Source organism: Micromonospora solifontis (assembly GCF_003725545.1).
Lineage (GTDB): Bacteria > Actinomycetota > Actinomycetes > Mycobacteriales > Micromonosporaceae > Micromonospora > Micromonospora solifontis.
Genome location: NZ_RJLN01000001.1, coordinates 153,860 through 173,625, shown reverse-complemented (window position 1 = coordinate 173,625; position 19,766 = coordinate 153,860). Strand labels below are relative to the sequence as shown.

Annotated in this window: 20 protein-coding genes, 1 pseudogene and 1 riboswitch; of the genes and pseudogenes, 14 read left to right on the top strand and 7 right to left on the bottom strand. The window is 73.6% G+C overall.

Annotated elements, in window-relative coordinates; all coding sequences use genetic code 11:
- Positions 1-513, bottom strand: a pseudogene (locus EFE23_RS00860) (hypothetical protein); the annotation flags it as partial.
- 111 nt (positions 514-624) lie between these two features.
- The gene (locus EFE23_RS00855) at positions 625-2,184 is read right to left on the bottom strand and encodes a C40 family peptidase (RefSeq protein ID WP_199736875.1); all 1,560 of its coding nucleotides are present in this window, start codon (positions 2,182-2,184) and stop codon (positions 625-627) included.
- A 240-nt stretch (positions 2,185-2,424) separates the two neighbouring features.
- Here EFE23_RS00855 and mqnE point away from each other — a divergent pair, with 240 nt between their 5' ends.
- The 4 genes from mqnE to EFE23_RS00835 all read left to right on the top strand — a co-directional run bounded on the left by mqnE (position 2,425) and on the right by EFE23_RS00835 (position 4,897).
- Positions 2,425-3,594 carry an aminofutalosine synthase MqnE gene (gene mqnE, locus EFE23_RS00850; RefSeq protein WP_123238906.1) on the top strand — a complete coding sequence of 390 codons (1,170 nt, stop codon included), beginning with the start codon at positions 2,425-2,427 and terminating at the stop codon, positions 3,592-3,594.
- Positions 3,595-3,604: 10 nt separating this feature from the next.
- A complete protein-coding gene (locus tag EFE23_RS00845) occupies positions 3,605-4,033 on the top strand; it encodes a hypothetical protein (RefSeq protein ID WP_123238905.1) in 429 nt (142 codons plus the stop codon).
- A gap of 26 nt (positions 4,034-4,059) precedes the next feature.
- Positions 4,060-4,344 carry a DUF4229 domain-containing protein gene (locus EFE23_RS00840; protein ID WP_123238904.1) on the top strand — a complete coding sequence of 95 codons (285 nt, stop codon included), beginning with the start codon at positions 4,060-4,062 and terminating at the stop codon, positions 4,342-4,344.
- A 64-nt stretch (positions 4,345-4,408) separates the two neighbouring features.
- The gene (locus EFE23_RS00835; RefSeq protein ID WP_123238903.1) at positions 4,409-4,897 is read left to right on the top strand and encodes a hypothetical protein; all 489 of its coding nucleotides are present in this window, start codon (positions 4,409-4,411) and stop codon (positions 4,895-4,897) included.
- A 51-nt stretch (positions 4,898-4,948) separates the two neighbouring features.
- On the opposite strand, the gene EFE23_RS00830 is transcribed toward EFE23_RS00835, so the two are convergent.
- Positions 4,949-6,289, bottom strand: coding sequence for a C39 family peptidase (locus EFE23_RS00830; RefSeq protein ID WP_123238902.1), 1,341 nt, complete (start codon positions 6,287-6,289; stop codon positions 4,949-4,951).
- A gap of 175 nt (positions 6,290-6,464) precedes the next feature.
- Positions 6,465-6,552: riboswitch (cobalamin riboswitch) on the top strand.
- Between the two features lie 113 nt (positions 6,553-6,665).
- Between EFE23_RS00830 and EFE23_RS00825 the strand changes: the two genes are divergently transcribed.
- The 3 genes from EFE23_RS00825 to EFE23_RS00815 all read left to right on the top strand — a co-directional run bounded on the left by EFE23_RS00825 (position 6,666) and on the right by EFE23_RS00815 (position 9,564).
- Entirely contained in the window at positions 6,666-7,604 is a 939-nt protein-coding gene (locus tag EFE23_RS00825) for an ABC transporter substrate-binding protein (protein ID WP_123238901.1), read from the top strand.
- 95 nt (positions 7,605-7,699) lie between these two features.
- Entirely contained in the window at positions 7,700-8,788 is a 1,089-nt protein-coding gene (locus EFE23_RS00820) for a FecCD family ABC transporter permease (protein WP_123238924.1), read from the top strand.
- Positions 8,789-8,799: 11 nt separating this feature from the next.
- The gene (locus EFE23_RS00815) at positions 8,800-9,564 is read left to right on the top strand and encodes an ABC transporter ATP-binding protein (protein ID WP_373683948.1); all 765 of its coding nucleotides are present in this window, start codon (positions 8,800-8,802) and stop codon (positions 9,562-9,564) included.
- Positions 9,565-9,667: 103 nt separating this feature from the next.
- Here EFE23_RS00815 and EFE23_RS00810 read toward each other — a convergent pair whose 3' ends face one another.
- The 3 genes from EFE23_RS00810 to EFE23_RS00800 form a co-directional block, all read right to left on the bottom strand.
- Positions 9,668-10,426 carry a VOC family protein gene (locus tag EFE23_RS00810; RefSeq protein WP_123238899.1) on the bottom strand — a complete coding sequence of 253 codons (759 nt, stop codon included), beginning with the start codon at positions 10,424-10,426 and terminating at the stop codon, positions 9,668-9,670.
- A 95-nt stretch (positions 10,427-10,521) separates the two neighbouring features.
- Entirely contained in the window at positions 10,522-11,259 is a 738-nt protein-coding gene (locus EFE23_RS00805; RefSeq protein WP_123238898.1) for an ABC transporter permease, read from the bottom strand.
- Positions 11,260-11,269: 10 nt separating this feature from the next.
- On the bottom strand, positions 11,270-12,157 hold the full coding sequence (locus EFE23_RS00800) for an ABC transporter ATP-binding protein (protein ID WP_123238897.1): 888 nt from the start codon (positions 12,155-12,157) through the stop codon (positions 11,270-11,272).
- A gap of 161 nt (positions 12,158-12,318) precedes the next feature.
- Between EFE23_RS00800 and EFE23_RS00795 the strand changes: the two genes are divergently transcribed.
- From EFE23_RS00795 to EFE23_RS00780, 4 genes are read left to right on the top strand one after another with little or no spacing between them, the layout of a single operon-like run.
- Positions 12,319-12,639 carry a type VII secretion target gene (locus EFE23_RS00795; protein WP_123238896.1) on the top strand — a complete coding sequence of 107 codons (321 nt, stop codon included), beginning with the start codon at positions 12,319-12,321 and terminating at the stop codon, positions 12,637-12,639.
- A gap of 9 nt (positions 12,640-12,648) precedes the next feature.
- Positions 12,649-13,575 carry a WXG100 family type VII secretion target gene (locus tag EFE23_RS00790; RefSeq protein ID WP_123238895.1) on the top strand — a complete coding sequence of 309 codons (927 nt, stop codon included), beginning with the start codon at positions 12,649-12,651 and terminating at the stop codon, positions 13,573-13,575.
- A gap of 9 nt (positions 13,576-13,584) precedes the next feature.
- Positions 13,585-13,941, top strand: a complete 357-nt coding sequence (locus tag EFE23_RS00785) for a YbaB/EbfC family nucleoid-associated protein (protein WP_123238894.1) — start codon at positions 13,585-13,587, stop codon at positions 13,939-13,941.
- 4 nt (positions 13,942-13,945) lie between these two features.
- Positions 13,946-14,545, top strand: coding sequence for a hypothetical protein (locus EFE23_RS00780; protein ID WP_123238893.1), 600 nt, complete (start codon positions 13,946-13,948; stop codon positions 14,543-14,545).
- 154 nt (positions 14,546-14,699) lie between these two features.
- Here EFE23_RS00780 and EFE23_RS00775 read toward each other — a convergent pair whose 3' ends face one another.
- The gene (locus EFE23_RS00775) at positions 14,700-16,739 is read right to left on the bottom strand and encodes a HelD family protein (RefSeq protein WP_123238892.1); all 2,040 of its coding nucleotides are present in this window, start codon (positions 16,737-16,739) and stop codon (positions 14,700-14,702) included.
- 181 nt (positions 16,740-16,920) lie between these two features.
- On the opposite strand from EFE23_RS00775, the gene EFE23_RS00770 reads away from it, so the two are divergent.
- Genes EFE23_RS00770 through EFE23_RS00760 form a run of 3 tightly spaced genes read left to right on the top strand, consistent with a single transcriptional unit; the run spans position 16,921 to position 19,763 of the window.
- Positions 16,921-17,502, top strand: coding sequence for a winged helix-turn-helix domain-containing protein (locus tag EFE23_RS00770; RefSeq protein ID WP_123238891.1), 582 nt, complete (start codon positions 16,921-16,923; stop codon positions 17,500-17,502).
- Positions 17,503-17,548: 46 nt separating this feature from the next.
- A complete protein-coding gene (locus EFE23_RS00765) occupies positions 17,549-18,877 on the top strand; it encodes an MFS transporter (RefSeq protein ID WP_123238890.1) in 1,329 nt (442 codons plus the stop codon).
- Between the two features lie 34 nt (positions 18,878-18,911).
- Complete coding sequence (locus EFE23_RS00760; protein ID WP_123238889.1) at positions 18,912-19,763, top strand: menaquinone biosynthetic enzyme MqnA/MqnD family protein; 852 nt, start codon at positions 18,912-18,914, stop codon at positions 19,761-19,763.
- Positions 19,764-19,766: the final 3 nt, after the last annotated feature.

The following is a 19,766-nucleotide window of genomic DNA, read 5'->3' as shown; positions in this document are numbered from 1 at the left end:
GGTGGGGGCCGGTGCGGTGGCGGCGGGCGCGGTGGCGGTCCCGGCGGGGGTCGGTGCGGGGGTGCCGGCGGTCCCGGCGGGGGCCGCGCCGGCAGCGTCGGGGGCCGGGGAGACACCTGCCTCGGCCGCCGGCGCGCCATCGCCGACCGGGGACCCGCCGCCGACCGGGTCGGCCGGGGCCGGCGTCGTGGCGGAACGCTCGCCGGCGGCGAAGGCGGACCAGGTCGAGGGCGTGACCGAGGCGCCGGGCTGACGCCGCTCCAGCGGCCCCGCGGGCTCCGCCGGGGCGCCGGACCGGTACGTGGTGGCGGTGGCCGGTGCGGCGGGCCGGTCCTCAGCCGGGGGCCGTACGGCCGCGCCGGCGACGCTCACCCGCGCCCGGGCCACCGCGGCGGCTCCCGTCGTCGGGGCCTCCGGCCCGCGCTCGTCGGCACCCGGGTCGGCCGGTCGGTCGCTGGGGTCCGGCGCGGATCCCGGGTGGACCGCCTGCGCCGGAACCTCTCGCTCGCCCATGCTCGCCCCTCCACGGCCACGCTCGCCCCCGGACCGTGGCGTCGGTCGGGAGTGCCTGGATCTCACCGTGCCACATTCCGGCGCGGCAGCACAGTCGGAGTGGACGGTTGGTCAGCTACCGCTGCTCGGAGTGGACGAGGCGCTCTGCACCGTGCTGCTCGACGGGTCGGAGCTGGCGGCGCTGTCGGTCGGCTCGGCGGCGCTGTTGGTCGGCTCGGCGGAGGTGTTCGTCGGGCTCGGGTCGCTGGTCGCCGCGCCGGTCGGCGACGGCGACCCGGACGGGCTCGGCGTCGGCGTCGGCGACTCGCTCGGCGACGGTGAGGCCGACGGGCTCGGGCTGCCGGTGGTCGGCGTCGGCGACGGCGTGTGCGTCGGCTTGGCGGTGCCCGTGGCGGTGGGCGTGGGGGTCGGCTTCGGCGTCTTCGACGGGCTGGGCGTCGGCGCCGGGGTGGGCGTGGCCGGGGCGGGCACGGCGCCGACCACCCGGGTGGCGGCGAAGAGCCGGCTCCACCGGACGCCCGAGATCTTGACGACGTCCCCGGTCCGCGGCGCCTCGACCATCTTTCCGTTGCCGATGTACATGGCGACGTGGTGGATGCTCGTCCAGCTGCTGCTGGAGGCGAAGAAGAGCAGGTCGCCCGGGAGGAGCGCGTTCGGGTCGACGGTCCGGGAACGGGTGGCGTAGTACTGGTCGCGAGAGACCCGGGGCAGGCCGTCGTAGCCGGCCGCCTGGTAGGACGCGAGCATCAGGCCGGAGCAGTCGAAGCGGTCCGGCCCCTCGGCGGCCCACAGGTAGGGGTCGCCGAGCTGGGCGAGGGCGTAGCGCACGGCGGCCAGCGCCGTCGGGTGCGCGACCAGCCCGCTGACGCTCTGGTTGCTCACGTAGGAGCTGCCGAGCTGCTGCTCGGCGGCCTCCGCCCGGCGCTCGATCTCGAGCAGCTGCGCGGCGTTGTCCTTGCGCAGCTGGAGCAGGGCGGCCTCCTGCTTGTGCAGCTCCCCCTCGACCCGGGTGTACTCGGCGACCTTGTCGGCCACCCGCCGCTCGGTCGCGGAGTACGCCTCCCGGGCCATCTGCTCCGCGGCGGTGGCCCGGGCGACCTCGCCGTCGACGGCGGTGGTCGCCCCCTGCGCCTTGTCGCCCCGGGTGATCCGCTGGAGGGCGTCGAGCTGACGCAGGTCGGAGCCGAACTGCCCGGGCGGCAGCGCGGCGTCGGCCTTGACCGCGTCGGCGGCGGCGTTCCTCGCCCGCTCCTGCGCCTGGGCGAGCGCGTCCCGGGCCTGCTGGAGGGCGGCGGCGTCCAGGGCGAGCTGGGCCTGCGCGGCGTCGCGCTCGCCCTGCAGCTGCTCCAGGGACTCACCGAGCTGGGCGACGAGCGCGTCGGCCTGGTTGATCTGGGCGATCAGCGGGCCGTCGCCCGGGGTGGTGGCGCCCGGCGTGGTGCCGAGCCCGCCCGGGGTCTGCCCGGTCAGGCCGGGGATCTGCAGGCTGATCTGGGGCGGCCGGAGCCCGGTGTCGGGAACCGTGTCGGGCAGCGGGTCGGCCCAGGAGGGGGTGGCGATCGCGGCGGCGGCCACGACGCCGAGCAGGGCGGACCAGAGCTTCGGGCGTAGCACCGGAGAGATCACCGGGCCTCCGCGTCGCTGCCGTCGGCCCCGCCTGCTGTCGACCATTCCGCTCCCCGTCCGGTCTGGTGCCTCCCGCGCTGGGTGTGCGCGGTGAACCGGGACGGTACCAGTGTGAGTTCCGCCCCATCATGTCTTACCTCACCGAGCCAGGGATGTCGATGCGCGGAGGGTGACGGTCGACCGGTCGTCCGGTGAAGTGGGTCGCTGCGGTTGACCGGGCCGCCGGCCGGTCGGGGTAGCGACGTACGCTCGACCGGACCGCAGGTGGAAGGGACGTGGCTTTCGATGGACGCCGGACTCAAGCGCGAGCTCGAGGCGAAGGTCTACGCGGGGGAGCGGCTGACCCGCGCCGACGGGATCGCCCTGTACGAGAGCGACGACCTCGCCTGGCTGGGGCGGCTGGCCCACCACAAGCGCACCGAGCTGAACGGCGACCGGGTGATGTTCAACGTCAACCGGCACCTCAACCTGACCAACGTCTGCTCCGCGTCGTGCGCGTACTGCTCCTTCCAGCGCAAGCCGGGGGAGAAGGACGCCTACACGATGCGTATCGACGAGGCCGTCCGCAAGGCCAAGGAGATGGAGGACGAGCAGCTCACCGAGCTGCACATCGTCAACGGCCTGCACCCGACCCTGCCCTGGCGCTACTACCCGAAGGTGCTGCGCGAGCTGAAGGCCGCGCTGCCCAAGGTCAACCTCAAGGCGTTCACCGCGACCGAGGTGCAGTGGTTCGAGAAGATCAGCGGGCTGAGCGCGGACGAGATCCTCGACGAGCTGATGGACGCCGGCCTGGAGTCGCTGACCGGCGGCGGCGCGGAGATCTTCGACTGGGAGGTCCGGCAGCACATCGTCGACCACGCCTGCCACTGGGAGGACTGGTCGCGGATCCACCGGCTGGCCCACGCGAAGGGCATGAAGACCCCGTCGACCATGCTCTACGGCCACATCGAGGAGCCCCGGCACCGGGTCGACCACGTGCTGCGGCTGCGCGAGCTGCAGGACGAGACGGGCGGCTTCCAGGTCTTCATCCCGCTGCGCTACCAGCACGACTTCGTCGACTCGGCGGACGGCAAGATCCGTAACCGGATCCAGGACCGGACCACGATGGCCGCGCCGGCGGAGTCGCTGAAGACCTTCGCGGTCTCCCGGCTGCTCTTCGACAACGTGCCGCACGTGAAGTGCTTCTGGGTGATGCACGGTCTCTCGGTGGCCCAGCTGTCGTTGAACTTCGGTGTGGACGACCTGGACGGCTCCGTCGTGGAATACAAGATCACCCACGACGCCGACTCGTACGGCACGCCGAACACCATGCACCGGGACGACCTGCTGCACCTGATCTGGGACGCCGGGTTCCGCCCGGTCGAGCGGAACACCCGCTACGAGACCGTCCGCGAGTACGACGCGGCCCCGTCGCTGGACGAGCGGCGCGCCGAGCCGCAGCAGGTCTGGGCCTGACCGCGCGCCGATGAGCACCGAGGAGCAGCAGCGTGGCTTCCCCCGGCGGGACGCCGAGGGGCGCATCCTGACCCTGGGCGACCTGCTCGGGGTGAGCCTCGCCGGCCTGGTGATCGGGGTGCTGGCGCTGGTGCTCTTCGAGTGGGCGTTCGCCACCATGGGCGCGGGCGGCTTCGGGCGGACCAACGGCTGGCTGGCCGTCATCCTCCCGGTCTGGCTCTTCTGGGACGACTTCCGGGCGTGGGAGTTCGGCGCGGCCCGGGTGGTGGCGGCGCTGGCCGGGATCGCGCTCGGGGTGCTCGCGGGGCTGCTGGCGGCCGGCCTGGCCGCCGGGCTGCCGCCGCTGGTCTCCGGTGCGCTGGCCGCGACGGCCTTCACCGTGGTCTACGCGGTGGTCTGGTTTCCTGGCGTGCACTGGCTGGCCCGGCGGACGGGCTGAGCCGTGACGGAGAATGGAGTACGAGCTTGAGCGCGGCGGTCAAGTACACGCTGGGCCGGATCGGGTTGTTCGTCGCCGTGCTGGCGGCCCTCTGGTTCGTCGAGATGAACATGTTCCTGCGGCTGATGCTGGCGCTGGTCTTCTCGGCCGCGCTCTCGTTCTTCCTGCTCAAGGGCTGGCGGGACGAGATGGCCGGGGAGATGGCCGAGGCGGCGGAGCGGCGCCGGGCGGAGAAGGAGCGGCTGCGCTCCGCGCTCGCCGGCGACGACGACCGGCCCGCCGACGACGGCGAGGGCGAGCGCCGGAGCTGATCCGGCCGTCCGGCCGGGGAGACGGGGCAGCGACGGTGGCCGATCCCGGCTAGGGTCGCTTCCCGTGTTCGAGAAGATCAGCAGTTGGCGGATGAAGTTCTTCCTCTGGGTCGGCCTGCCGGTCATCGCGGTGCTGGGGGTGGCCTTCGCCGCACCGGACGTGGCTCCGGCGTGGCGGGCGAAGTCCGGGGCCGGCACGCCCGGCACCTTCACCGCCGTCCGCGAGGAGTGCGGCAAGCGGAGCTGCACCTGGCACGGCGACTTCGTCCCGACCGACGGCGGCGCCGCGCGCAGGGACGTCATCCTCTTCGACGACCCGGCGGGCCTGACCACGGGCGGCACCGCGGCGGCCCGCGACACCGGGGCCGGCAAGGGCGTCTTCGCCACCACCGGCGGCAACACCTGGCTGCTGGTCACCGGCTTCACCGTGGGCGGCGCGCTGGCCGCGGTCGCCTGGGTGGTCCTGATCGTCCGGACGGTCCTCGGGCGCCGGCGTCCGGACGAGGACGAGGCCGCCATCGACCGGCTCGCCCGCAAGCCGGTCCAGGGCTGAGGCCGACGGACCCGGCGCGGCCCCCGAGGGGATCGCGCCGGGCCCGTCCGGTCACCAGTTGGTCGAGCCCGGCACGACCGGCCAGGGCCGGTCCGCCGGCTTGATCAGGTACGCGATCCCGCCCGAGCCGCCGGCCACGCTGCCGTTCGCCCGGTGCCGCTTGGTGCGCAGCCAGATCTGCTCGAACTGGGACCGCTTGTAGACGTTGCGCACCGCCTCGTCGGAGGACGAGGCCGGGTCGTTGACGATCACGTCGCCGTCGGCGGTGAAGCCGACGACCACGAACAGGTGCCCGGAGGTGCCGTAGTTCGCCCCGTCCAGCTCCTCGGCCAGGAAGGACTGCGAGGTGACGACCGGGATGCCCGCCTTGATGAAGCGTTCCACCTCGTCCAGCGAGTGCAGCCGGGTGACCCGCGCGTCGAGGCCGGGGAAGCTGGCCGCGTACGCGGTGTTGAACGGCCAGTTGCCGGCGCCTTCGTACTCGTAGTCGTAGGTCATCCGGGCGGCGTGGTCGACCGTGGGGTCGGCGTAGCTCGGGTCGACCCAGGCGGTGTCCTCCGCCGTGGGCTTGCGGCCCCAGTACTCGACCACCATCTCGGTGGAGGTCGGCGAGCACCAGGCCTCGCCACCGTTGTCGTACTCCGGGTACTCACCACGGTGGATGTTCTGCGAGTAGCGGGGCACGGGCAGTTCGGTGCCCCAGGCGATCCCGCCCTTGCTCGGGGTGACGGTGAACCGGTCCGGCACGTTCGAGCTCATCGCGCCAAGCATCCAGACCCGCGGCGAGGCGGCCTGCCCCGGCGCCCGGTAGAGGGTCAGCCGGAGCTGGTACGACCGCAGCAGCACCCCGGCGTCGGCGTCGTCGATGGAGAAGGTGTCGGTCCAGATGGTCGACCAGGGGTCACCCTGTCCGTCCAGGGTGGCCCGCTTGATGTCCTGGTCGCCGGAGGCCCAGCGGCCCATCACGTACCAGGGGGTCTGCGTCCCGGTGTTGTACGTGCCGTGCAGTTCGACCTGGATCCAGGTGCCGGGCGGGGTCTGGGCGTTCCACGAGGCCACCAGTTCGGTGGCGTCGAAGCCGATCCGCTGTTCGGGCGAGGTCCAGGTGGCGTACTCCCAGCTGCGGGTGGTGCCGGTGTGTTCGTCGGTGAAGTCGGTGGTGCCGGCCGGTTGGTCGATGGTGATCCCGGTCCGGTGCCCCGGGATGGCGTAGGTGCCCTGGTGGGTGCCGGTCTGCCAGTCCGGGTACTTCGAGAACTCCTGGAAGGTGATCTGCTCGTCGTGGGCCACGACGGGCAGGTTGTTGTCGGCGCGGGCGGGTGCCGTCACGCCGAACAGGGCGAGTGCGGCGACGCCGGCGAGGGCGACCGCGCGCAGTGCTGGTCTGGCCATGTGAACTCCACAGGTTGACGACATCGTTGCCGTTCACTGTCGCGCCTGGAGGGAAGTTTCGCCAGAGGTCAACGCATGGAAAATCATTGCCGGGCCGGGAATCGCCCCTTCCCCTCCCGTCCGGATGGTCTCCGCTGGTCGTGCGCTACGGTGCTACCGACCAACCCGCAGCGAAGCCGGTGCGAAACCGGCGCTGTCCCGCAACTGTGATGCCCCGCACGGCGTCGGCCTCCGGCCGCCACCGGGAGCGGGGACGAGCCAGGTCGCCTGCGGTCGGTCGCGACACGCGCTCTCGAGGAAGGGCGCCTCGCGGACGGGCCGCCCCGGGCGCTCCCTGTCGGCGAAGCACCACGCTCCTCGACCGACAGGAGGATCGATGTCCAGACGTACCCCCCGGCTCTTCGCCGCCGCCCTCGCGGTCGGCGCGCTTCTCCTCGGCGCCTGCGCCGAGCAGACCTCGACCGACACCCCCGCCGCCGGCAGCGGCTCGGCGGCCGCCACCTTCCCGGTCACCGTCGGCAAGCTGACCCTGGAGAAGCGCCCCGAGAAGATCGTCTCGCTCTCGCCCACCGCGACCGAGATGCTCTTCGCCATCGGCGCCGGCAAGCAGGTCACCGCCGTGGACGACCAGTCGAACTACCCGGCGGAGGCCCCGAAGAGTGACCTCTCCGGCTACCAGCCGAACGCCGAGGCGATCGCCGGCAAGAGCCCCGACCTGGTGGTGCTCGCCAACGACACCAACAAGATCATCGACCAGCTCACCACGCTGAAGATCCCGGTGCTGCTCACCCCGGCGGCGGCCACGCTGGACGACACGTACCAGCAGATCACCGACCTCGGCAAGCTCACCGGTCACCCGGCCGAGGCCGACGCCGTCACGACGAAGATGAAGAACGACATCGCCGCCCTCACCAAGGACCTGCCCAAGCGGGCCGCGAAGCTCACCTACTACCACGAGCTGGGCCCGGAGCTGTACAGCGTCACCAGCAAGACCTTCATCGGCTCGATCTACGCCCTCGCCGGGCTGGAGAACATCGCCGACCCGGCGGACGCCGACGGTAAGCACGGCGGCTACCCGCAGCTCTCCCAGGAGGTCATCGTCAAGGCGAACCCCGACTTCGTCTTCCTCGCCGACACCAAGTGCTGCAAGCAGACCCCGGACACCGTCAAGGCCCGGAGCGGCTGGGCCGGCGTCAACGCGGTGAAGCACAACCAGATCGTCGCGCTGGACGACGACATCGCCTCCCGCTGGGGCCCGCGCGTGGTCGACCTGGTCAAGGCGATCGTCGACGCCACCGCCAAGGTCCCGGCCTGAACCGGACCGTGCCAGCGGAACGCGCCGACCGGCCGGCCGGGACGCCCGAGGCGTCCCGGCCCGCCGGCGTGCCCGCCGCCCCGTCCGGCGGTCGGGTGACGCGCGGCGGGCGGCCGCCGGCCGGACCGGGTGCGACGGTCCGGCCGGCCGGGCTGCGGACCCGCTGGTTGCTCGCCGGCATCGCCGCGGTGCTGGTCGCACTCGTCGCCGGGGTCTCCCTCGGCCCGGTCAGCCTGCCGCCCGGCAGCGTGGCCGCCGAACTGCTCAACCTGCTGCCCGGGGTGCACCTGGACAGCGGGCTCACCGAGCGGGAGATCGCCATCGTCACCGAGCTGCGCCTGCCCCGGGTCGTGCTCGGCCTGCTCGTCGGCGGGCTGCTCGCCCTGGCCGGCGGCTGCTACCAGGGCGTCTTCCGTAACCCCCTCGCCGACCCGTACCTGCTCGGGGTCGCGGCCGGCGCCGGCCTCGCGGTCACCGCGGCCATCACGCTGGGCGCCGGGGCGGGCGGCGCGATCACCGGGATGCCGGTCACCATTCCGCTCGCCGCGTTCGTCGGGTCGCTGGGCGCGGTCGCCATGACCTACGGGCTCGGCGCGGCCGGCGGGCGGGACCGGTCACCGGCGACGCTGATCCTCGCCGGGGTGGCGGTCTCGGCGTTCCTCGCCGCCGGGCAGACGTACCTGCTGCAACGGCACTCCGACAGCATCCAGCAGGTCTACTCCTGGCTGCTCGGGCGGCTGGCCACCGCCGGCTGGCACGACGTCCGGCTGGTGCTGCCGTACTTCGTGCTCACCGCCGTGGTGGTGCTGCTGCACCGGCGCGAGCTGGACGTGCTCTCCGTCGGCGACGACGAGGCCACCAGCCTCGGGCTGCACCCGCAGCGCTCCCGCTACCTGCTGATCGCCGCGGCCTCGCTGGGCACCGCCGCCGCGGTCTCCGCCTCCGGCCTGATCGGCTTCGTCGGCATCATCGTGCCGCACACCGTACGGCTGCTCGCCGGGTCGAGCCACCGGGTGATCCTGCCGCTGTCGATGCTCTTCGGCGGGGCGTTCCTGGCGCTGACCGACGTGGTCGCACGGACCGCCGCCGCCCCGGCCGAGATCCCGATCGGCGTGGTCACCGCGCTGCTCGGCGGCCCGTTCTTCGTCCTGGTCCTGCGCACCTCCCGCCGGGTGTTCTCGTGACCGGGGCCGCCGTGGAGGTGCGGGACCTGCGGGTCGAGTTGGGCGGCAGGCCGATCCTGGCCGGCGTGGACCTGACCGTCGCCGTGGGCGAGTGGGTCACCGTGATCGGCCCGAACGGCGCCGGCAAGTCGACGCTGCTGCGCGCCGTCGGCGGCCTGCTCGCCGCGCCGGGCGTGGTCTCCCTCTTCGGTACGCCGATCCGGTCCCTGCGCCGCCGCGACCGGGCCCGGGTCGTCGCCACGGTGGCCCAGTCCCCGGTGGTGCCGGCCGGCATGTCGGTCCTCGACTACGTGCTGCTCGGGCGCACCCCCTACATCCCGCCCCTGGGCCGGGAGTCGGCGGCCGACCTGGCCGCGGTGCACGAGGTGCTGGACCGGCTCGACCTGATGGACTTCGACCGCCGCGAGCTGGCCACCCTGTCGGGCGGCGAGCGGCAGCGGGTCTTCCTGGCCCGGGCGCTGGCCCAGGGCGCCACCCTGCTGCTGCTCGACGAGCCGACCAGCGCGCTGGACATCGGCCACCAGCAGGAGGTGCTGGAGCTGGTCGACCAGCTGCGCCGCGCGCACGGGCTGACCGTGCTGGCCACCATGCACGACCTCTCCGTGGCCGGCGAGTACGCCGACCGGCTGGTGCTGCTCGCCGACGGCCGCGTGGCCGCCGCCGGCCCGCCGCAGGAGGTGCTCACCGAGGAGCTGCTGTCCCGGCACTACCGCGCCCACGTCCGCATCGTCCAGGGCGACCACGGCCCTCTGGTCGTCCCCATCCGCCCCCGCTGACCCCCCACCCCGCCTCGGCGATCTTGCAGTTCTGGTGGGGATGGACCGGGCGAAAGCCGGCTTACCGCCAACCACAAGTGCAAGATCGGCGCGCGGTTGGGCCTCAGCGGAGGGCGGTGATGTGGAAGAGGGCGCCGTGGGGGTCGCGGAGGGCGGCGGTGCGGCCGGCCGGATTGTCCCGGGGCGGGACGAGGATCGTGCCGCCCAGCTCGGCGGCGCGGGCGGCGATGGCGTCGGCGTCCGCCACCGCGAAGAACACCGACCAGTACGCCGGCAGGTCCCCGGGCAACGGTTCCAGCTGCGGCATCATGCCGGCGACGATCCGGGCTCCGCAGCGCCAGCCGGTGTAGGTGACCGGGCCGGCCGGTCGCTCCTCCGGATGCCAGCCGAAGACCAGCGCGTAGAACTCCTTGGCCCGGTCCGGGTCGGGGGTGACCAGCTCGTTCCAGCACATCGACCCGGGCTCGTTGAACAGCTCGGCCCCGCGCATCGCCATCGGCTGCCAGACGCTGAACACCGCGCCCGCCGGGTCGGCGAGGACCGCCATCCGGCCCTGGTCGAGGACGTCGAACGGGGCGACCACCACCTGGCCGCCGGCGGTCTCCACCCGGGTCGCCACCAGGTCCGCGTCGTCGGTGGCCACGTACGTCGACCAGATCGGCACCTGGTCGGGGCTGGCCGGCGGGCCGGCCCCGGCGACCGCCTTCCCGTCCTTGAGGAAGATCGTGTAGCCACCGGCCGCCGGGTCCGGCGAGACCCGCCCGGTCCAGCCGAAGAGCTGCGGGTAGAACCGCTGCGCGTCCTCCAGCCCCGGGGTGGCCAGGTCGGCCCAGCAGGGCGTGCCGGGCTCGACGCCGTTCACGTTGGCCCCTCTCGCCGGTGGGCGGCCCGGTCGGCGCGCCCTGCCGGCATCGTGGCACCGTCCCGTCGCCCGCCGGGCCGTAATCGGACATTTGCTCAGCTGAAGCGGCGTCCCTCGTCCCGCCGGTACGCCCAGGTGGCGACGGCCGCGAGCAGTACCACCCAGACGCCCAGCATCGCCAGGGCCAGCGGGTCCGGTCGCCAGTCGGTGGCGGCCGCCCACATCAGCTCCACCGCGCCCCGGGTGGGCAGGTAGGGGGCGATGGCCCGGATGAAGCCCGGCGCGTCGTCGGGCCCGGAGAGCAGGCCGCCACCGAAGGCCAGCGGGAAGAAGATCAGCTGCGCGACCACGATCGCCGCCTTGCTCGGCATCGAATAGCCGATGGCCAGGCCCAGCAGGGTGAAGGGCACGGAGATCACCGCGACCGTGCCGAGGGCGATCAGAAAGTCCACCGGCGTGATCGCGGCGGCGGTCGCCACCGCGGCGATCACCACCACGGGCAGCATCGACACGTACGTCAGCACCAGGCCGGCCAGGATCCGCCCGGCGAACCGCGGCAGGGCGCCGGCCGGCAGGGTGCGGGTGTACGGGCTCCACGGCTGCACGCGGTCCTCGGCCACCCCGGCGCCGTACTGGAAGATGTTCGCGGTCAGCACGGAGAAGGTGACCATCGAGGCGGTGGCGAAGGTGGCCGCCTGGGCGTCGTCGCCGGTGAACGGCACCACGAAGAAGATCATCGACGCGGCCGGGAAGAACGCGGCGCCGAACACCGCGACCGGGATCCGAATGATCTCCAGTAGCTGGTACTTGGCGTGGACCAGGGCGAGCGGCATCGGACGGCTCCTAGGCGGTGACGGCCGTCGGCCGGTCGTCGGCGGTGATGGTGAGGAACGCCTCCTCCAGCGAGGTGGGCCGGACCTCCAGCTCCCGGAACGCCACCCCGGCCCGGACCAGGTCGCGGACGAGCTGGTCGGCGTCCGTGGTGAGCAGGTGGGTACGCCCCTCGGCGTGCTCGGTGGAGACCACGCCGGGCAGCGGCGGCAGCTCGTCCGCGATCAGGCTGACCCGCCGTACGCCGACGATCCCCCGGACCGCGTCCACGGTGTCGTCGGCGAGCACCCGGCCGTGGCCGATCACCACCACCCGCTGCGCCAGCGCCTCCACCTCCTCCAGGTAGTGGCTGCTCAGCAGGACGGTCCCGCCCTCGGAGTGGAAGGCCCGGACCGCCTCCCAGAGGGAGTGCCGGGCCTCCACGTCCAGGCCGGTGGTGGGCTCGTCGAGGATCACCAGCCGGGGTCGGCCGATGAAGGCGAGGGCAACCGCGAGCCGCCGGCGTTGCCCCCCGGAGAGCCCACCGGTCTGCCGGCGTACCTGGTCGGCGAGGCCGAACCGGTCGAGCAGCTCGGCCCGGGGCACCGGGTCGGGGAAGTGGGCGGAGACGAAGTCGACCACCTCGCCGACCCGGAGCGTGCCGGGCAGGCCGGTCTCCTGCGGGGTGACCCCGAGCCGCCGCCGACTGGTCGCGTCGCGGGGGTCGCCGCCGAACAGCTCCACCCGGCCGGCGGTGGGTCGGCGCAGCCCGACCAGCAGGTTGATCAGGGTGCTCTTGCCGGCGCCGTTCGGGCCGAGCAGGCCGACCAGCTCGCCGGCGCGGACGGTGAGGTCGACCCGGTCCAGGGCGAGTACGTCGCCGTACCGGCGGCTGACCTGGTCGGCGTGGGCCAGGATCATGGCGGGCTCCTTCGTGGGGGTTGCGGTCCCCGGCTCCTGTCTAGTGCCTCCGCGCCAACCCCGCTGCCCCGCGAAGCGGCGGCGATCACCTACTGTGTATTTCCGTCGCCCGCGTCACGCCGGGGGCGAGCGGCTGTCGACTGGACACTGGGGAGGGTCCCGTGACAAGTCCGAGCAGGAACCTGGACGTGCAACCGGAGGCGCTGACCGCCTTCGCCGCCGCCTCCCGGGACCGGGCGGCCCGGTTCCGGGAGCTGCACCGGGTCTTCAACGACGGGCACGTGCCGCGGCACGCCTTCGGCGTCATGCCGGCGTCGTTCAGCCTCGCCGCCGCATATGCCGAGCAGTTCGAGGCGTGCGTGACCGGGCTGGCGGAGGGCGCCGAGGTGATGGCCGACATCGCCGAGGGGATCAGCGACACCGCGGACGCCTACACCGGCACCGACGTGGGCAACACCGACCTGTTCGCGCCGGGCGCCTGAGGGGGACGCATGAGCACCGAGGCGTTGCAGCGCAACAAGACCTACTTCGAGCAGATCGTGTCGGGCACGCCCGACCCGTTCAAGCCCCTCTCCCAGGCCGTGCTCTGGCCGTTCAACGAGCTGCTGGAGCTGGTCGCCGGTGAACCGGACGACCTGATGCGGGCGGCCCAGCTCGCGCTGAGCACGGGCGAGGCGGTCCGGCAGCTCGCCGGAGACCAGATCGCCGACCGGGCCCGGCTGCGCGGCGCCTGGGACGGCGACGCGGCGGAGAAGTTCCACGCCTCGATGGAGTCCGTCGAGGAGGCCATCGAGGAGCTGGCCAAGGGGCTGGACGGCACCAAGGAGGTGCTGGTCGACGCGGCGAACGCGGCGGTCGACGCGTTCAACCTGCTGGTCGAGCTGATCCTGGAGTTCCTGCTCTGGTTCCTCACCGAGGTGATCATCGCGGCGGTGGCCGCCTTCCTCAGCGCGGGGATCTCGCTGGCCGCCACGGTGGTCCGGGTGCTGGCCCGGCTCGCCACCACGGTCGGTCGGATGGTCAAGATCGTGGCCCGGTTCGCCGAGATTCTCACCAAGCTGGTGACCAAGCTGGAGAAGGTCGCCCAGTTGCTCACCAAGTACCGCAAGACCGTGATGGAGCTGCGCAAGGCCAAGAAGGCGTACCGGGCGTGGAACAAGTCCGGCTACACCAGGGAGGCGTTGCAGTTCAAGCTCAAGCGGACCGCCCTGCTGTTCCCCGGCAAGTACGCGATCAACAAGGTGTCACCGGTGAACGTGCCGGGCATCGGCGGCGCCCTGCTGGACACCGGGGTCGGCATGTACGACGTCTCCGACGGCCACAAGGACCGCAACTACCTGGTCGACGGCACGTACCAGGAGGACCTGGGTCCGTACACCCGGGGCGTGCAGAACGTCTTCGACTCGATCGTGAACTGAGAGGCAGCCATGACGTCCTTCCCCGCCCTGGACCGGATCGAGGCGCTGGCCCGCAACCTGGACGGGTGGCAGCGCGAACTCGGCGCGCGGATGGCCGAGCTGGAGCAGAGCAGCGCCGAGGGGGTGAGCGACTCGGGTCTGGTCACCGTGACGGCCGCCGCCGACGGCAAGATCCTCTCCACCGAGATCAACGCCCGGGCCATGCGGTTCGACTCGTACACCCTGGCCGAGGAGTTCACCGCCGCGGCGAACCGGGCGCAGGAGGCGGCCGCCGCCCGGGTCCGGGAGATCGTCGGCGAGGTGATGGGCAACGCGCCGGCTGCGGAGCGCCGCACCGACGACGACTACGGCTACGACCGATACTGAGCCGATGGACGCGACGGGTTACCGCGACCGGATCGGCCAGCTCGTCGAGCCGGGCGAGCAGGTGCTGTCGTACGCGCAGGCGGAGATCGGCGGCGGGGTCACGCCCCCGCCGCCGCCCGACGAGGTGGCCGCCGACGCGCCCGGCCGGGCCACCGTCACCTCGGTGCTGCTCAACCTGCTCGTCCCGCTGGCCACCTGGGACCGGGGCGACCGGCTGGTGGACCTGATCGGTTGGGGCATCGCCGGCCGGGGCGCCCCCGGCTCGGCCGCCTCCCGGCTGCACCGGGCGGTCAACCCCGCGCGGCCGGACGGGAAGCTGCGGCACACCGTGCTCGCGGTCACCGACCGGCGGTTGCTGGTCTGCGTCACCGGCGCGGTGAAGCTGCTGTCCAACCGGGACGACGACGAGCGCTCACTGGCCGAGACCCGGGTCGCCTGGGCGGCGCCCCGGGCCGAGGTGGCGTCGGCCCGGGTGGGCTGGCACCGGCTCAACCCGAAGCGGCTGCGGATCGACTTCACCGACGGCTCCTGGCTGGCTTTCACCGTGCCGATCGCCGAGTCCGGCGCCCCGCTGCGCGCCGTTGCCGCCGCGCTCGCGGGCTGACCCGCCACGTCACTCGCGTCGCCCCGAGCGGCCCCCTGCTCGCGCTCGAACCAGGATGTAGTGGCATCGCGGCCGGTGCGAGGCCACTACATCCTGGTTACAGCGTGACCTTGGTCAGCCGGCGCTGGCGGTCGTCGGCGCGGCCGGGGCGGCGTCAGGCGGCCAGCGGGTCGGGGAGCGGGTCGCGGTGGAGGACCGCGAGGCGGGAGACGGCCCGGGTCAGCACCACGTAGAGGCGGTGCAGGCCGCGTGGCTCGGCGGCCACGATCGCGGCCGGCTCGACGACCACCACGTGGTCGTACTCCAGGCCCTTGACCAGGGTCGCCGGGACCACCGTGACCCGCGCCGCGGCCGCCACGTCGTCGGCGGTCGCGGTCGCCACTCCCGCCTCGGCGAGGGCGGCGCGCAGCCGCTCCACCGCGTCGTCGGCGGCGATCACGCCGACCGAGCCGTCGTGCGCCAGCGCCGCCCGCACCTCGGCCACCGTCGCCGCGACCAGGTCGTCCACGGTACGCACGGCCAGCGTCCCGTCGCGGCGCAGCGACTCCGCCGGGGGTACGTCGACGGCCAGCGCCGGGAGCAGCCGGTTGGCGAAGGCGACCACCGCCGCCGGCACCCGGAAGCCGACGCTCAGCGGCACCACGACCGCGTCCGGCTTGCCCAGGTGCACCAGGGATTCCCGCCAGTCGGTGGCCGCCCAGGGCGCGGTGCCCTGGGCCAGGTCGCCGAGGAGGGTGATCGAGCCGTGCTCGCTGCGCCGGGCGATGGCCCGGCACTGCATCGGGGAGAGGTCCTGCGCCTCGTCGACCACCACGTGCCCGAAGCCGGCGGCCCGCTCGATCAGCCCGGCCGCCTCGTCGATCAGCACCGCGTCCGCGGCGGTCCACTTGGTCGCCTTCGGGGTACGCCCGGGCTTCGCGGACCGGAGCAACTCCTGCTCCTCGGCGGTGAGCAGGCCGTCGGCGGCGGTGGCGAGCGCCTCGGGATCGGTGAGCAGGGTGTGCAGCAGCCCTTCCGGGGTGAGCGCCGGCCAGACCGCGTCGAGGAAGGCGGTGACCGGCTTGGCCTTGCCCATCCGGCGCAGCCAGGCGTCGCCGGGTGACTCGGCGCGGCGCGCCTCGGACTGGCGTTGCAGCAGCCCCACCACCCGGGCCCGGACCCGTTCCCGGCCGGTCGCGTAGGGCAGCCGCTCCCGGCGGGTCTCCTCCACCACCCGGTGCAACGGGTCGAGGCCGATCCGCCAGCGGAACGAGCCGTCCGACACCATGATCGGCTCGGTGGGGGCGCCGATCCGCCCGTCGACCGCCCGGCGCAGCACCTCGGCCATCCGGGCGTCGTGCTTGAGGGCGGCGACGGCGGGGGCGTCGACGCCGCGTACCGGCACCCGGGCGACCAGGTCCTCCACCGTGGCCTGCTCGACCTCGACCTCGCCGAGGGCGGGCAGCACCGCCGCGATGTACGACAGGAACGCCCGGTTCGGCCCGACGATCAGCACGCCGGACCGGCGCAGCCGCTCCCGGTGCAGGTAGAGCAGGTACGCGGCGCGGTGCAGCCCGACCGCCGTCTTGCCGGTGCCCGGCGCGCCCTGCACGCAGATCGAGTCGGCCAGGTCGGCCCGGACCAGCTCGTCCTGCTCCGGCTGGATGGTGGCGACGATGTCCCGCATCGGGCCGACGCGGGGGCGCTCGATCTCGGCGGTGAGGATCCGGCTGGCCGTGCCCAGCTCCTCGCCCCGGTCCAGGTGCTCGTCCTCGAAGCTGGTCAGCACGCCGGCGCTGAACCCGAACCGCCGCCGGACGGCGACGCCCTGCGGGTCGCGGGCGCTGGCCCGGTAGAACGATCGGGAGATCGGGGCCCGCCAGTCCAGCACCATCGGCTCGCCCAGCTCGTCGGTGACGTGCCGCCGCCCGACGTGGTACTCCCGCCCGGCGTGGTCCGGATCGCTCTCCCCGAAGTCGAGCCGGCCGAAGAAGAGCGGGGTGGTCGGGTCGTCGGCCAGCTCCTTGACCCGGCGGGCCATGTGCCGGCCCAGCTGCTCGGCGGTGTACGCGTCGCCGGCCACCTTGTCGCCGGTGGCGAAGAGGGCCTCGGCGCGCTCGCGCATCCGCGCCAGGGCGGCGCGGGACGCCGCCAGGTGGTCGCGCTCGGCGACGAGTTCGGCGTCCAGGGTCTGTTCTTGGGCGTGCAGGGTCATCCACGTACTCCTCGTCACGGGAAAAACGCTGCCGCTCGCGTTTCCGACCTCGGTCGGCGCGGGACGTCCTGTGCGGTGCTACTCACCACGGCCGTCGGGCGGGACAGAGCAGCTTACTCCGTGCGGCCGGTCGGGCAACCGAATTTCGCCGGGGCGACGGCGGGGCGGGATCATTGGGGGCATGACCGAGGCGCGCCCCGAACAGCACCGGGTGACGATCAGCGACCCGCAGGTGATGCGGGCCCTGGCCCACCCGGCCCGCATGGCGATCATGGAACACCTCAGCACGGTGGAGGGCGGTGCGACCGCCACCGAGTGCGCCGAGATCGCCGGACTGTCGCCGAGCGCGACCAGCTACCACCTGCGGGAGCTGGCGAAGTACGGGCTGATCGAGGAGGCCCCCGGCCGGGGTGACGCCCGGGAGCGGGTCTGGCAGGCGTTCAGCCCGTCGTACTACGTCGAGTCGGGCCCGGACGCCGGCTCCGACGCCCGCGCCGCCGAGGCGGCCCTGGTCGAGGCCCACATGGCCCGGGACAGCCAGCGCGTGCGGGACTGGCTCAAGCGGGCGACGGATGAGCCGCGCGAGTGGTACGAGGCCGCCTGGTTCAGCGACGGCATGCTGCTGCTCACCGCCGAGGAGCTGGTCGGGCTCAACAACGCGATCCAGGAATTGATGGACCCGTACCGGCGACGGTTGCGGACGAACCCGCCCGAAGGCGCCCGAAGCGTCGCCGTGCAGTACCGGGCGCTGCCCGTGGATTGACGACGGGGGATTGCGCAACCCAGGTGTGAAGGAATAACTTCGAAGTATGTCCTTCACACCCGGTTCGTCGCGTTGGTCCGACGTCTGGCTGGTCACCGCCTCCCGCGGCGTCTCCACCTGCGGGGACTTCCTCGCCGCGACCGCCCTCACGCTCGCCCTCCAGTCCGCCGGTGCGGGCGGCCTGGCGGTGTCCGGGCTGATGCTCGCCGCCACCCTTCCGCTGGCGGCGCTCGCCCCGCTGACCGGCCCGCTCGCCGACCGCGTGGACAGCCGGCTCCTGCTGGTGGTCGCGGGGCTCGGCCAGGCCGCCGTCTGCCTCGCGCTGGCGTACGCCGGTCATCCGGCCCTGGTCATCGCGCTGGTGGCGCTGCTCGCGGCGGGCCTCGCGGTCACCCAGCCGGTGCTCTCGGCGTTGGTGCCGGCCATGGTCCGGGCCGAGGACCTGCCTCGGGCCGCGGCGCTGAACCAGACCGCCGGCACGCTCGGCGCGCTGGCCGGTCCGGCGCTGGCCGGGGTCCTGGTCGGTGGTTTCGGCGCCCGGCTGCCGCTGCTCCTCGACGCCGCCAGTTACCTCGCGCTGGTCGCGGCCGGGCTGCTGATCCGGACCCGGCGGGGTGGCGGCCGGCGACCGGCGACGATCCCCGGCACGCCCACCGCGTCCGCGGCCGGCTGGCGGCTCCGCCGGGACCCGCTGCTGGTCGCGATGATCACCACCATCGCCGGGGTGATCGCCGCCGTCGGGGCGATCAACGTGGTCGAGGTCTTCTTCATCCGCGAGACCCTGGGCAGCTCCGCCACCATGTACGGCCTGGTCACCGGCGCGTGGACGCTCGGCATCCTGGTCGGGGCGTGGCTCTTCGCCCGGGCGGCGCGGCGGCTGGTTGACGACGGTCGGCTGCTCGTCGGTTACCTCGCCCTGCTCGCCGGGTGCTGCCTGATGATCCTGCTCTCCGCCGCGGTGCCGTCCGCACTGCTGCTGGTGCCGGTCTGGCTGCTCGGCGGGGTGGGCAACGGCGGCGCGAACGTCTTCGACAACGTGTTGCTGGCCCGGCGGGTGCCCGAGGCGTCGCGCGGCCGGGCGTACGCCGCGCTCAGCGCGTCCGTCCAGGGCGCCTCGATGGTCGGCTTCCTGCTCGGCGGTCTCCTGCTGGAGGCGGCCCCGCCCCGCCTCCTGGTCGCCGGCTGCGGCGTCGCCGGACTGCTGGTGATCGCCCTGGTAGTTCCCACGGTCGTCCGGGCCGTCCGGGCCGGGCGGACGACGGCGGGCGTGGCTGCGGACGAACCGGCCACGCCGCCCGAGCCCACGCGAGCGACCGAGGTGGCGGAGGACCCGGCGCCCGGTGCGGAGTTGGCCACTCCGGCGCCCTCCCGCTGAGCCGGGTCCGGGGGGCGGCGATACGGTCGGGGGCATGGCTGACCGCATCGCTCGCCCCCGCGTCGGGCACATCCAGTTCCTCAACTGCCTGCCGATCTACTGGGGGCTGATGCGGTCCGGCACCCTGATCGACGTCGACCTGCACAAGGACTCGCCGGACCGGCTGAACGCCGCGCTGGTCGCCGGTGACCTGGACATCGGGCCGATCTCGCAGGTGGAGTACCTGCGGCACGCCGACGAGCTGCTGCTCCTGTCGGACCTGGCGGTCGGCAGTGACGGTCCGGTGCTCTCGGTCAACGTGGTCTCCACGAAGCCCCTCGCCGAGCTGGACGGGGCGCGGGTGGCGCTCGGCTCCACCTCGCGTACCGGGGTGCTGCTGGCCCAGCTGCTGCTCCGGGAGCGGTACGGCGTCCGGCCCGAGTACTTCCGCTGCCCGCCGGACCTGACCCAGATGCTGCTGGAGGCCGACGCCGGCGTGCTGATCGGCGACGTGGCGCTGCGCGCCCTCCACGAGGCGCCCGGCAAAGGCCTCGAGGTGACCGACCTCGGGCAGGCCTGGCGGGACTGGACCGGCTTGCCGATGGTCTTCGCCGTCTGGGCGGTCCGCCGGGACTTCGCCGCCGCCCACCCCGGTGTGGTCAAGGAGGTGCACGAGGCGTTCCTGCGCTCCCGCGACCTGTGCCTGGCCGAGCTGGACCAGGTGGCCGAGGCGGCGGCCCGCTGGGAGACGTTCGACGCGGCGACCCTGGCCACCTACTTCCGCACCCTCGACTTCTCCCTGGGTGAGCGGCAGGTGGCCGGGCTCCGGGAGTTCGCCCGCCGGGCCGCCGCGATCGGCGAGGTGCCGGCCCTGCCGGCGAACGGGCCGGAGTTCTTCCAGGGCTGACCG